The organism is Streptomyces sp. NPDC031379 (genome assembly GCF_055569615.1).
Genome location: NZ_JBVIIT010000015.1, coordinates 90923 through 103512, shown reverse-complemented (window position 1 = coordinate 103512; position 12590 = coordinate 90923). Strand labels below are relative to the sequence as shown.

At 70.1% G+C, this 12590-nt stretch carries 10 protein-coding genes and 1 pseudogene; 9 read left to right on the top strand and 2 right to left on the bottom strand.

Annotated features, from left to right (window positions below; genetic code table 11):
* Window positions 1-47 precede the first annotated feature (47 nt).
* The gene (locus ACZ5CW_RS22275) at window positions 48-938 is read left to right on the top strand and encodes a DUF4190 domain-containing protein (RefSeq protein ID WP_468603945.1); all 891 of its coding nucleotides are present in this window, start codon (window positions 48-50) and stop codon (window positions 936-938) included.
* 85 nt (window positions 939-1023) lie between these two features.
* Here ACZ5CW_RS22275 and ACZ5CW_RS22270 read toward each other — a convergent pair whose 3' ends face one another.
* A complete protein-coding gene (locus ACZ5CW_RS22270; RefSeq protein WP_468603943.1) occupies window positions 1024-1587 on the bottom strand; it encodes an NADAR family protein in 564 nt (187 codons plus the stop codon).
* 209 nt (window positions 1588-1796) lie between these two features.
* Here ACZ5CW_RS22270 and ACZ5CW_RS22265 point away from each other — a divergent pair, with 209 nt between their 5' ends.
* The 8 genes from ACZ5CW_RS22265 (at window position 1797) to ACZ5CW_RS22230 (ending at window position 11598) form a co-directional block, all read left to right on the top strand.
* On the top strand, window positions 1797-3332 hold the full coding sequence (locus ACZ5CW_RS22265) for a gamma-aminobutyraldehyde dehydrogenase (protein WP_468603941.1): 1536 nt from the start codon (window positions 1797-1799) through the stop codon (window positions 3330-3332).
* 51 nt (window positions 3333-3383) lie between these two features.
* On the top strand, window positions 3384-4631 hold the full coding sequence (locus ACZ5CW_RS22260) for a polyamine ABC transporter substrate-binding protein (RefSeq protein ID WP_468603939.1): 1248 nt from the start codon (window positions 3384-3386) through the stop codon (window positions 4629-4631).
* On the top strand, window positions 4628-5788 hold the full coding sequence (locus ACZ5CW_RS22255) for an ABC transporter ATP-binding protein (protein WP_468603937.1): 1161 nt from the start codon (window positions 4628-4630) through the stop codon (window positions 5786-5788). Before ACZ5CW_RS22260 ends, ACZ5CW_RS22255 begins: the two co-directional genes overlap by 4 nt.
* A 2-nt stretch (window positions 5789-5790) precedes the next feature.
* Window positions 5791-6720, top strand: a complete 930-nt coding sequence (locus tag ACZ5CW_RS22250; protein ID WP_468603935.1) for an ABC transporter permease — start codon at window positions 5791-5793, stop codon at window positions 6718-6720.
* A complete protein-coding gene (locus ACZ5CW_RS22245; RefSeq protein ID WP_468603933.1) occupies window positions 6721-7521 on the top strand; it encodes an ABC transporter permease in 801 nt (266 codons plus the stop codon).
* A gap of 22 nt (window positions 7522-7543) precedes the next feature.
* A complete protein-coding gene (locus tag ACZ5CW_RS22240; protein WP_468603931.1) occupies window positions 7544-8974 on the top strand; it encodes an NAD(P)/FAD-dependent oxidoreductase in 1431 nt (476 codons plus the stop codon).
* A gap of 253 nt (window positions 8975-9227) precedes the next feature.
* Window positions 9228-9686, top strand: a complete 459-nt coding sequence (locus tag ACZ5CW_RS22235) for a hypothetical protein (protein WP_468603929.1) — start codon at window positions 9228-9230, stop codon at window positions 9684-9686.
* An 85-nt stretch (window positions 9687-9771) separates the two neighbouring features.
* Window positions 9772-11598 (top strand): chitinase, encoded by a 1827-nt coding sequence (locus ACZ5CW_RS22230; RefSeq protein WP_468603927.1) that lies wholly within the window; start codon window positions 9772-9774, stop codon window positions 11596-11598.
* Here the strand turns inward: ACZ5CW_RS22230 and ACZ5CW_RS22225 are convergent.
* Window positions 11540-12196, bottom strand: a pseudogene (locus ACZ5CW_RS22225) (phosphatase PAP2 family protein); the annotation flags it as partial. The gene ACZ5CW_RS22230 and the pseudogene ACZ5CW_RS22225 sit on opposite strands and share 59 nt — an antisense overlap.
* Between the last annotated feature and the right edge of the window lie 394 nt (window positions 12197-12590).

Sequence of the window (12590 nt, the reverse complement as noted above, 5' to 3'; positions counted from 1 at the left end):
GAGCTGCCCGTAGCATGGCGGGACGTCCAGCAGAGGGGGCTTCCAGCATGTCCGACGAGGTGTCGCAGCCCACACCACCGGAACAGACCACCGGGGAAGCGCCGACGTCACCTCGACTGTCCCTGGACAAGCGGACGGCGGCCCCGGCATCCGGTCTGCCGCAGGGTGCCGTCCCGGCGCAGGGCCGGCCGTACGCGCCGGTGGGGGACGCGATACCGGCGGACGCGATACCGGCGGCACCCCAGGACGCCGCCCCCGCGCAGCTCGCCGGCTCCGTCCACGACCAGCAGACGCTGACGTCGCTGCCGGCCGCCCCGGGCGTCCCCGCCGACGCCGTGCCCGCCCCGTGGGCCAGTCCGGCCGACTCCGTCGCGACCCCGGCGAACCCGTTCGCGCCGCCGTCCGGCCCCTTCGCACCGCCGGCCGCCGCACCCGCGGCGAACCCGTACGCCCCGCCGGCCGCCCCCGCGGCCGCCGGCGGCCCCTTCGCCCCGCCGGCGCCGCCCTCCGCGCAGCACGGGGGAGCGGCCCCCGTGCCTCCGCCGCCCATCGCGCCCGACGGGCCGGGACAGGTGCCGTACGGATACCCGGGCGTCCCGACGGCCTACGGTCACCCGGGGCAGGCGCAGACGCCGTACGGCAGCCCCTACCCGGTCGCGAACGGCTACGGCTGGCCCGGTATGCAGCCGGTCCCGAGCAACGGCCTGGGCACGGCCTCCCTGGTGCTCGGCATCCTGGCGTCGGTCGGGTTCCTGGCGTGGCCGGTGGCGCTGGTGCTCGGCGTCCTCGCGATCATCTTCGGCGCGATCGGCCGTGGAAAGGCCGGCCGGGGCGAGGCCACCAATCCGGGTGTGGCCCTGGCGGGGCTCATCTGCGGAGCCACCGGCGTCGTGCTGGTGCTGGGCCTGTTCGCCTTCATCATCGCGTTCGCCCTGTGAGGATCGCGTTCGGTCGGTGAGGATCGCGTTCGGTCGGTGAGGCGGCGCCGGGCGTGCCCGGCGCCCCCCATCCCGGGGCAGGGGGTCAGGCGCCCGCGCCCGCCAGCCTTTCCCGGGCCTCCATCAGGGCGAAGCCCAGGAGGTTCGGACCGCGCCAGCGCTCGGGGTCCGATGCCGCCTCGTCGTCCGCGGCGAGGCCGATGCCCCAGACGCGGTCCACGGGGCTCGCCTCGACCAGCACCCGGTCACCGGTGCCCAGCAGGAACACCCGGAGATCGTCGTCGGCCGCGAACTTGTGCACGCTGCCCTCGACCACGATCCGGAAGCGCTCCCGCTCCCATGTCGCCTCGTCGAAGCCCCGGACCAGCCGCCCCGCCTTCTTGGCCTGGGAGGGGTGCTCCGCGGCCAGCACCTGGCGCTCCGCCTCCGCGTCCCCGAACAGCCGGGCCTTGCCCGCCATCATCCAGTGCTCGGCCGTCGCGTACGCGACACCGTCCACCACGAACGGTGACGGCCACCACTGGCTCAGGCAGCTCGCGCCGATCCTGCCGTCCGGACGCGGCCGGTGTCCCCAGAAGGGGAGGTACTTGATCCGGGCCCCCGCCCGGACCTCCCTGATCAGGGCTTCCATCCCGTCGATCTTTCCCATGCACGCGAGTCTGGCACGCACCACTGACACTCCGTCCGCCCTTTTCCGTCGCGACTCGACACCTGGTCGACAGATTTCGTCGCGTAACCAAAAGGCAACAACGGAATCACTTGTTGGAGGTCTATTGCTCTGTCAGGATCGGCACTCAAATCGAGCTGGAGCTACGCCACCCACCCCCCGGGACGGGGCGAACGGCGGAGGAGAGCGACATGCACAACCCGGGCACCGCCACCCCGGAACGATTCCCCGCGCAGGACCGGTTCGCGGACGGCGCGCAGTTCATCGCCGGCCGCCTCACCAGGGGCACCTCGGGCCGCACCCACGCCGTGGTCGACCCTGCCACCGGTACGGAGGTGTACACCTACGAGCTGGCCGGCACCGACGACGTCGACGCGGCCGTCGCCGCCGCGCGCGAGGCCTTCCCGGGCTGGGCCTCGGCCACCCCGGGCGAGCGCTCGGACGCCCTGCACCGGTTCGCCGCCGTGCTCGCCGACCGCGCCGAGGACTTCGCCCGCGCGGAGTCCCTGCAGTGCGGCAAGCCGCTGAAGCTCACGCGTGAGTTCGACGTGCCGGGCACCATCGACAACATCGCCTTCTTCGCCGGTGCCGCCCGGCACCTGCAGGGGCAGTCCGCCGGTGAGTACTCCGGCGACCACACCTCGTACGTCCGGCGCGAGCCCATCGGCGTCGTCGGATCCATCGCGCCCTGGAACTATCCGCTCCAGATGGCCGCCTGGAAGATCCTCCCGGCGATCGCCGCCGGCAACACCATCGTCCTGAAGCCGGCCGAGCTGACGCCGCTCACCTCGCTGCTCTTCGCCCAGGCCGCGACGGACGCCGGTATCCCGGACGGGGTCGTCAACATCGTCACCGGTACCGGGAGGGAGGCCGGCGAGCACCTGGTCGGTCACCCGGACGTCGCCATGACCTCGTTCACCGGGTCCACCCCTGTCGGCAAGCGCGTCGCCGAGATCGCCACCGCCACCGTCAAGCGCCTCCACCTGGAGCTGGGCGGCAAGGCCCCCTTCGTCGTCTTCGACGACGCCGATCTGGAGGCGGCCGTCCACGGCGCCGTGGCCGGTGCGCTCATCAACACCGGGCAGGACTGCACCGCCGCCACGCGCGCGTACGTGCAGCGCCCGCTGTACGAGGCGTTCGTGGAGCGGACCGCCGCCCTGATGGAGACCGTACGGCTCGGTGACCCCTTCGCGGCCGGCACCGACCTCGGGCCGCTCATCTCGCACGCCCAGCGGGACCGCGTCGCCGGCTTCGTGGACCGCGCGCGTGGCTACGCGCGCGTGGTGACCGGCGGTGAGGCACCGAAGGGTGATCTCGAGGACGGCGCCTACTACCGGCCCACCCTGGTCGCCGACGCCGCGCAGGACAGCGAGATCGTCCAGTCCGAGATCTTCGGCCCTGTACTGGTCGTACTGCCGTTCGACGGTGATGATGAAGGCATCCGGCTGGCCAACGACACCCCGTACGGCCTGGCCGCCTCCGCCTGGAGCGGCAACGTCTACCGGGCGAACCGCGCCACCCGCGAGATCAAGGCGGGCTGCGTGTGGATCAACGACCACATTCCGATCATCAGCGAGATGCCGCACGGCGGCTACCGGGCCTCAGGCTTCGGAAAGGACATGTCGGCGTACTCCTTCGAGGAGTACACGCAGGTCAAGCACGTAATGTTCGACAACACCGCGGTGGCCCGCAAGGACTGGCACCGCACCATCTTCGGGGACCGATAGAGCCGACCAGGCCAGAGACCAGGCCGATTCCTCCCGAAAGGCACCACGCGCATGGAGCAGTACGAGCCCGACCGCCTGACCCCGGCCCAAGTGGCCGCCATGCGGCGCACTCTGCGCAACGGCAGGGCCGCCATGACCCGCCGCTCGCTGCTGCGGGCGTCCGCGGGCGGCGCGCTCGCGGTCGGCGGACTCGGGGCGCTGAGCGGCTGCGGGATCCCCGCGGCGGGCAAGACGCAGGGCGGCACGTCCGCCGAGGACCACTCGGCCCAGGAGAAGAAGGTGAACTTCTCCAACTGGACCGAGTACATCGACGTCGACGACAAGGGCAAGCACCACCCGACGCTCGACACCTTCCAGCGGCGGACCGGCATCACGGTCAACTACACCGAGGACATCAACGACAACAACGAGTTCTTCGGCAAGATCAAGCCGCAGCTCGCCGCGGGCCAGGACACCGGCCGCGACATCATCGTCCTCACCGACTGGCTGGCCGCCCGGCTCATCCGCCTCGGCTGGGTCCAGAAACTGGACGCGTCCAACCTGCCGCACGCGTACACCAACCTCTCGCCCCAGTTCCGCGACCCGGACTGGGACCCCGGGCGGGCGTACTCGTACCCCTGGCAGGGCATCTCCACCGTCATCGCCTACAACAGGAAGGCGCTGGACGGCATCGAGGTGAAGTCGGTCTCCGACCTGCTCGACAACCCCGAACTCAAGGGGCGCGTCGGCTTCCTGTCGGAGATGCGCGACTCCATCGGCATGACCCTGCTCGACATGGGCAAGGACCCGTCGAAGTTCACCGACGACGACTTCGACGCGGCCATAGCCCGCCTGCAGAAGGCCGTCGACAAGGGGCAGATCCGCCGCTTCACCGGCAACGACTACACGTCCGACCTCACCAAGGGCGACTTCGCGGCCTGCATCGCCTGGGCCGGCGACGTGGTCCAGCTCAAGGCGGACAGCCCGGACGTGGACTTCATCATCCCGGACAGCGGCTACGTGACGTCGACCGACAACATGTGCATCCCCAACAAGGCACGTCACAAGACGAACGCCGAGCGGCTCATCGACTTCTACTACGAGCCCGAGCAGGCCGCCGCGCTCGCCGCCTACATCAACTACGTGACGCCGGTCGACGGCGTGAAGCCCTACCTTGCGAAGATCGACAAAGACGCGGCGAACAACCCGCTGATCGTTCCCGACAAGGCCATGCAGGCGAAGTCCCATGCCTTCCGCTCCCTGAGCCAGAAGGAAGAGACGGCCTACGAAGAGAAGTTCGCGAAGCTCACAGGGGCGTGACGACGATGAAGACAGACAACAGCGGCGACGTCCGCCTCTCCGGTATCTCCAAGACCTACGGCGCCTTCACCGCCGTGCACCCGCTGGACCTGACCGTGCCGCAGGGCTCCTTCTTCGCCCTGCTCGGCGCCTCCGGCTGCGGCAAGACCACCACCCTGCGCATGATCGCCGGACTGGAGGAACCCTCCTCCGGCACCGTGCGCCTCGGCGACCAGGACGTCACCCACCTGCCGCCGTACAAACGGCCGGTCAACACGGTGTTCCAGTCCTACGCCCTCTTCCCGCACCTCGACATCTTCGAGAACGTCGCCTTCGGCCTGCGCCGGCGCGGCATCAAGAGCGTGAAGAAGCAGGTGGAGGAGATGCTGGACCTGGTCCAGCTCGGCGAGCAGGCACGCAAGAAGCCGCACCAGCTCTCCGGTGGCCAGCAACAGCGTGTCGCCGTGGCCCGCGCGCTGATCAACCACCCGAAGGTGCTCCTCCTCGACGAGCCGCTCGGCGCCCTCGACCTGAAGCTGCGCCGACAGATGCAGCTGGAGCTCAAGCGCATCCAGACCGAGGTGGGCATCACCTTCGTCCACGTCACGCACGACCAGGAGGAGGCCATGACCATGGCCGACACCGTCGCCGTGATGAACGCGGGCCGCGTGGAGCAGCTCGGCGCGCCCACCGACCTGTACGAGAACCCGCGGACGACGTTCGTCGCGAACTTCCTCGGCACCTCCAACCTCATCGAGGCCGAGGTCGACACGAAGAACGGCGACGACATCGTGCTCAAGGCGGGCGGCGGCAAGCTGGTGCTGCCCGAGGCGCGATGTTCCGCCCCGACGACGGCCGGCGGCAAGGTGCTGGTCGGCATCCGCCCGGAGAAGATCTCGCTCACGCACGCCGACGACGCGGGCTCGATCCCGGAGGGCCGCAACCGCCTCACCGGCAAGATCGCCGACGCGAGCTTCATCGGCGTCTCCACGCAGTACGTGATCGACAGCCCGGTCTGCGACGAACTCGCGGTGTACGTGCAGAACGTCGAGCGCGACGGCCGTCTCGTCCCCGGCGCGGAGGTGGTCCTGCACTGGAGCCCGGCCCACACCTTCGGTCTGGACGCGGCTCAGGACATCGACGCCGGCGTGGAGACCGTCGAGGAAGAGGCCGCCTGACCATGTCGACGCTGCAAGAGGCGCCCCCGCCCCTCGCCCCCGCCGAACCCGAGAAGAAGGCCCCGCGCAAGCGCGGCCGGTTCACCCCGTACTGGCTGCTGCTGCCCGGCATGCTGTGGCTGATCGTCTTCTTCGCGCTGCCGATGATCTACCAGGCCTCCACGTCCGTGCAGACGGGCTCCCTGGAGGAGGGCTACAAGGTCACCTGGCACTTGGTGACCTACTGGGACGCCCTCGCCGAGTACTGGCCGCAGTTCCTCCGCTCGGTGTTGTACGCGGCCGCCGCGACGCTCCTGTGCCTGCTGCTCGGCTATCCGCTGGCCTACACGATCGCCTTCCGCGCGGGCCGCTGGAAGAACCTGATCATGATCCTGGTGATCGCCCCGTTCTTCACCAGCTTCCTGATCCGCACCCTGGCCTGGAAGACGATCCTCGCGGACAACGGCCCGGTCGTGCACACGCTGAACTCGCTGCACATCCTGGACCTCACCAGCTGGATCGGCTGGACGGCCGGCGACCGGGTCCTCGCCACGCCCCTGGCGGTCGTCTGCGGTCTGACGTACAACTTCCTGCCGTTCATGATCCTGCCGCTGTACACCTCGCTGGAGCGGATCGACGGGCGGCTGCACGAGGCGGCCGGCGACCTGTACGCCAAGCCCTGGACCACCTTCCGCAAGGTCACCTTCCCGCTGTCGATGCCGGGCGTGGTCTCCGGCACGCTGCTGACCTTCATCCCGGCGGCCGGTGACTACGTCAACGCCGAACTCCTCGGCTCCACCGACACCCGCATGATCGGCAACGTCATCCAGACACAGTTCCTGCGGATTCTGGACTATCCGACGGCAGCCGCCCTCTCCTTCATCCTCATGGCCGCGATCCTGGCCATGGTCACGATCTACATCCGCCGATCCGGGACGGAGGATCTGGTCTAAATGCCCTTCGTCACCTGGTTCAAGCGTCATCTCGTCGTCATCGCCGGCCTTTTCACGCTCGCCTATCTCCTCCTGCCGAACGTCATCGTCACGGTGTTCTCCTTCAACAAACCGAAGGGGCGCTTCAACTACGAATGGCAGCAGTTCTCGACGGCCGCCTGGAAGGACCCGTGCGGCGTCGCCGACATGTGCGGCTCGCTGTCCCTCAGCCTCCAGATCGCCGTGTGGGCGACGATCGGCGCCACGCTCCTCGGCACGATGATCGCCTTCGCGCTGGTCCGCTACCGCTTCCGGGCGCGGGGTGCCGTCAACTCGCTGATCTTCCTGCCGATGGCGATGCCCGAGGTCGTCATGGCCGCCTCGCTGCTCACCCTCTTCCTCAACATGGGTGCTCCGCTGGGCTTCTGGACGATCCTGATCGCCCACATCATGTTCTGCCTCAGCTTCGTCGTCACCGCCGTCAAGGCCCGCGTGATGTCGATGGACCCGCGCCTGGAGGAGGCCGCCCGGGACCTGTACGCCGGCCCGGTGCAGACCTTCGTGCGGGTCACCCTGCCCATCGCGGCACCCGGGATCGCCGCGGGCGCGCTGCTGTCGTTCGCACTGTCCTTCGACGATTTCATCATCACCAATTTCAACGCCGGCTCGACCGTCACGTTCCCCATGTTCGTGTGGGGTTCGGCGCAGCGCGGAACACCCGTGCAGATCAACGTGATCGGTACGGCCATGTTCCTCATCGCCGTGCTCTTCGTCCTGACCTCGATGGTCATCACCAATCGCCGCAACAAGCAAAAGGCATAAGCCCCTGTAGGGAGTTGAAATCATGGCCCCAAGCGCCATGAGCCGTGGCAAAGACAACTGGATCTCCTCTCTTTCCGAAGCCCAGCCGGTCTCGTACTGGCTGGAAGACCCCGGCAAGCCACCCGCCGAGCCCGCCCTCACCGGCACCGAGACCTGCGACCTGCTGGTCGTGGGCGGCGGCTACAGCGGACTGTGGACCGCGCTCAACGCGAAAGAGCGCGACCCGCAACGCGATGTGGTGCTGCTGGAAGGCCGCGAGGTGGGCTGGGCCGCCTCCGGCCGCAACGGCGGATTCTGTGCCGCCTCCCTCACGCACGGGCTGCCCAACGGCCTCGCCCGCTGGCCCGGCGAGATCCACAAGCTGGAGGAGCTGGGCCGGCGCAACCTCGACGGGATCGAGGCCGCGGTCGCCCGGCACGGCATCGACTGCGACTTCGAGCGCACCGGCGAGATCGACGTCGCCACCGAGACCTACCAGGCCTGGGAACTGCGGGACTGGTACCGGCAGTTGACGGAGAAGGGCCTCGCGGACGGCATCGAGTTCCTGGACACCGACGCCGTGCGCGAGCAGGTGAACTCGCCCACCTTCGAAGCGGGCCTGTGGGACCGCCGGGGCGTGGCCATGCTCCACCCGGCGAAGCTGGCGTGGGGCCTGAAGAAGGCGTGCCTGAAGCTCGGTGTGCGCGTGTACGAGCACACGCCGGCGCTCACCCTGAAGCAGTACGGCGCCGGCATGGCCGTCAGCACGCCCTACGGCGCGGTCCGCGCCCGCACGGTCGCGCTCGGCACGAACATCTTCCCGAGCCTGCTGCGCCGCGTCCGCTCGTACACCGTCCCGGTCTACGACTACGCGCTGATGACCGAGCCGCTGAGCGCCGACCGGCTGGCCGAGATCGGCTGGAAGAACCGGCAGGGGCTGGGCGACAGCGCCAACCAGTTCCACTACTTCCGGCTCTCCGCCGACAACCGCATCCTGTGGGGTGGCTACGACGCGATCCACCACTACGGCGGCCGGGTGCGAGCCGAGTACGACGACCGGCCGGAGACGTACGCCAAGCTCGCGGGCCACTTCTTCGCCTGCTTCCCGCAACTGGAGGGCGTCCGCTTCACCCACGCCTGGGGCGGCGCGATCGACACCTGCTCCCGCTTCTCGGCGTTCTTCGGCACCGCCCACCAGGGGAAGGTCGCGTACGCGGCGGGCTACACCGGCCTCGGCGTCGGCGCGACCCGCTTCGGCGCGGACGTGATGCTGGACCTGCTGGACGGCGAGCGCACCGAGCGGACCGAGCTGGAGATGGTCCGCAAGAAGCCGCTGCCGTTCCCGCCGGAACCCTTCGCCTGGACGGGCATCGCCCTCACCAAGTGGTCCCTGGCCCGTGCGGACGCGCACGGGGGTCGCCGCAATCTGTGGCTGCGGACCATGGACCGGTTGGGGCTGGGCTTCGACAGCTGAGCCGCTACAGCGCACACAGGCCCAGGTCAGCGACCTCGGCCTGTCGTGGCCTCGGGCGCGTTCGTCACCGGAGGTGTCGTTCTGCCGGCCGCGACCGCGACGGCGGCGCCGATGCCGGAGGGGCCCGCAGTGGGCGTGGCCACGTGGTCCGGCTCACCCGAAAGAGGAGTCGGAACCCGCGTAATGCCGGCCGCGCGGCCTCCCTCTCTCCCCGTGACGCAACCGCGTCCGCGAGAGAGAGGGAGGCCTGCTCATGACTGGGGCGAAGACGGCGGTCGAATGGCTGGCATCCGTCGCACCGGACCCCGAGGCCTGCCGCTGGGAATGGGAGCGCAGCCCCCTCGGGGTCGCCCTGCTGCCCGCCGGCAAGGCCTGGGACGTCCTCATCCTGCCGGGCGGCCTCGGCTACCCGACCCTGGACGTACTCACCCGCGTGCTCGACCGACCCGGCCCGGTGCTCGTCGACTTCGGCGACAGTCGGGTCGGGTTCTTCGTGCCGCCCGGCACCGCGGCCCGCTGGCTCGGCACCGGCATCCGTACCGCCGGATCCGGCACCTGGATCGTCGTACCGTACCCGGGCCGGGCGACCCGGGGGGTGCGCTGGCTGATTCCGCCGGACGGCTCGGGCACGCTGACCGATCCCGCGCTGCTGGAACTGGCGATGCACGAGGCGGCGGCGGGTCCGGCCAGGGACGGGGAGGGACGCGGGTAGCGCCGGGACACCTTGACAAGAAGATTGGTCTGGACCAAGTTGAGTGCGCTCCGCCCCTCCAACTCCCCCCTCCCCGGAGGTCTTTGTGGAACGCGCCCCACGCGTACGCGTCGCCGGACGCCCCAGAACCGTCCTCGCCCTGCTCGCGGCCGCGCTGCTGGCGGTGCCCGGCATCACCGCGCTCTCGTCGGCCGCCCGTGCGGCCGACGCGGACGTCAGCCGCAACGGCGGTTTCGAGTCCGGACTGACCGGCTGGACCTGCACGGCCGGAACGACGGTGAACTCGCCTGTGCACAGCGGAAGTTCCGCACTGCAGGCCACCCCGGCCGGCAGCGACCACGCCCAGTGCGCGCAGACGGTGACCGTGCAGCCCGACTCCCAGTACACCCTGGCCGGCTACGTCCGCGGCTCCTACGTCTACCTCGGCGCGAGCGGCACCGGCACCACCGACGTCTCCACCTGGACCCAGTCCGCCCCCGACTGGCAGAAGCTCAGCACCACCTTCCGCACCGGCGCCACGACCACCAAGGTCACGATCTACACCCACGGCTGGTACGGCACCGGCGCGTATTACGCCGACGACATCTCCCTGGTCGGCCCGGGCGGCAGCGGTACCGGACAGCCGCCCGCCGTGCCCGCCGGCCTGCGGACCACCGCCGTCACCTCGTCCTCCGTCGGCCTGTCCTGGTCGGCGGTCACCGGCGCCACGAGTTACTCCGTCTACCGGGACGGGGCCAGGGTCCAGACGGTGAGCGGTACGTCGGCGACCGTCACCGGCCTCGCGGCCTCCACGGCGTACAGCTTCCAGGTCACGGCGGGCAACGACGCCGGCGAGTCCGCGAAGTCCGCGGTCGTCATGGCGACGACAGGTACCGGTGGCGGTGGCGGCTCCGCCGACCTGCCCGCCCACGCCCTCGTCGGCTACCTCCACGCGAGCTTCGCCAACGGTTCCGGCTACACCCGCCTCGCGGACGTCCCCGACAGCTGGGACGTCATCGACCTGGCCTTCGGCGAACCCACCTCGACCACCTCCGGCGACATCCGCTTCAACCGCTGCCCGGTCACCGAGTGCCCGAACGTCGAGAGCGACGCCGACTTCAAGGCCGCGATCAAGGCCAAGCAGGCGGCCGGCAAGAAGGTGCTGATCTCGATCGGCGGCCAGAACGGCCAGGTCCAGCTGACCACGGCGGCCGCGCGGGACACCTTCGTCTCCTCCGTCTCGAAGATCATCGACGAGTACGGCCTCGACGGCCTCGACATCGACTTCGAGGGCCACTCGCTGTCCCTGAACGCGAACGACACGGACTTCAAGAACCCCACGACGCCCGTGGTCGTGAACCTCATCTCGGCGCTGAAGACCCTGAAGGCGAAGTACGGCGCGAAGTTCGTGCTGACGATGGCGCCCGAGACCTTCTTCGTGCAGAACGGCTACCAGTACTACGGCACCGGCAAGTGGGGCGGCCAGGACCCGCGCTGCGGGGCGTACCTCCCGGTCATCCACGCCCTGCGCGACGACCTCACCCTGCTGCACGTCCAGGACTACAACTCGGGCCCGATCATGGGCCTGGACAACCAGTACCACTCGATGGGCGGCGCCGACTTCCACATCGCCATGACCGACATGCTCCTCACCGGCTTCCCGGTCGCGGGCGACGCGAACAACGTCTTCCCGCCGCTGCGCCCCGACCAGGTCGCCATCGGCATGCCGGCGTCGACGAACGCGGGAAACGGCCATGTGGCTCCGTCCGAGGTCACCAAGACCCTGGACTGCCTGACGAAGAGGACGAACTGCGGCTCGTACGCTCCCCACGGGAGCTGGCCCGCCCTGCGTGGTCTGATGACCTGGTCGGTGAACTGGGACCGCTACTCGAACTGGGAGTTCCAGAAGAACTTCGACGCCTACTTCGGCTGAGCACGAGGGACAGGGTGGCCAGCAGCACCGTGCACAGGCACCAGCTGGCCACCACGTCCAGCGGCCAGTGCCAGCCCCGCCGGACCAGGCCGAACGACACCGCGAGGACCAGGGCCCCGGCGACGGCCACCAGCGTCCGGCGGGCGGCGGCCGAGCGCAGCCAGGACAGCAGGATCAGGGCCGCGGAGCCGTACGCCGTCGCGGCCGTGGCCGTATGACCCGACGGGAAGTAGCCGACGGCCGGGGGCATCACGGGGGTCCCCGGCCGCGCGGTCCACTCCTTGAGGGGTACGACGACCGCCGGCACCAGCGCCATCAGGACGGCCGCGGCGAGGGGCGGCAGCCACCACCGGTCCATACCGGTGTCCCGTCCGCGCCAGGCCGCGTACCCGAGGGCCGCGGCGAGCACGGGGACGGCGACCTGGATGTCGCCGAGGTCGGACAGCAGTTCGGAGAACCGGTCCGGATGGACGAGGGCCCGGCTGAGGCGGGCGTCCAGGCGCAGGAGCGGGCCGTGGTCGACGACCTGCCAGGTGAGCAGGGCGAAGAGGACGGCCGGGAGGCCGAGGAGCAGGGAGTGGCGGGCTGAGGTCGACACGGGCCCAGCTTCGCAGGTCCGCCGGCGTGGGGGTGGGCACAGGCCCGCCGGAAATTTGTCCGCCGGTAGCCCGTGGCCGGAAGCCGGAAGGAGGTCGGCCGCCCCGGAACAGGGGGGGATGGTTCCGGGGCGGCCGTCCGGACCGGAACGTCGCGCGCCCCGGGGGGTTTGGGGCGGCGACCGTCCGATCGGTGAGGAGATCCCGGCGTCAGGCGCCGGTTGTGTGCGCGAGGGCACGACCAGGTCGAAGCTGGGGAGGCCCCGGCCTGAGATCGCCCACAGTCCCCTGTGGGCGGGGTGTATCTCTCATCTCGGTAGAACCTACGGCAGGCCGAGCCGCTTGGGCAGACGGAATCGCGTCCCGTCATCCACCCCGCACACCTTCTTCACACGG

What these genes read in the sequence shown, in the direction of transcription:
- ACZ5CW_RS22245 (WP_468603933.1), top strand. Translation starts at nt 6,721, where the DNA reads ATGCCCTTCGTCACCTGGTTCAAGCGTCATCTCGTCGTCATCGCCGGC.
- ACZ5CW_RS22235 (WP_468603929.1), top strand. Translation starts at nt 9,228, where the DNA reads ATGACTGGGGCGAAGACGGCGGTCGAATGGCTGGCATCCGTCGCACCG.
- ACZ5CW_RS22275 (WP_468603945.1), top strand. Translation starts at nt 48, where the DNA reads ATGTCCGACGAGGTGTCGCAGCCCACACCACCGGAACAGACCACCGGG.
- ACZ5CW_RS22240 (WP_468603931.1), top strand. Translation starts at nt 7,544, where the DNA reads ATGGCCCCAAGCGCCATGAGCCGTGGCAAAGACAACTGGATCTCCTCT.
- ACZ5CW_RS22270 (WP_468603943.1), bottom strand. Translation starts at nt 1,587, where the DNA reads ATGGGAAAGATCGACGGGATGGAAGCCCTGATCAGGGAGGTCCGGGCG.
- ACZ5CW_RS22250 (WP_468603935.1), top strand. Translation starts at nt 5,791, where the DNA reads ATGTCGACGCTGCAAGAGGCGCCCCCGCCCCTCGCCCCCGCCGAACCC.
- ACZ5CW_RS22260 (WP_468603939.1), top strand. Translation starts at nt 3,384, where the DNA reads ATGGAGCAGTACGAGCCCGACCGCCTGACCCCGGCCCAAGTGGCCGCC.
- ACZ5CW_RS22265 (WP_468603941.1), top strand. Translation starts at nt 1,797, where the DNA reads ATGCACAACCCGGGCACCGCCACCCCGGAACGATTCCCCGCGCAGGAC.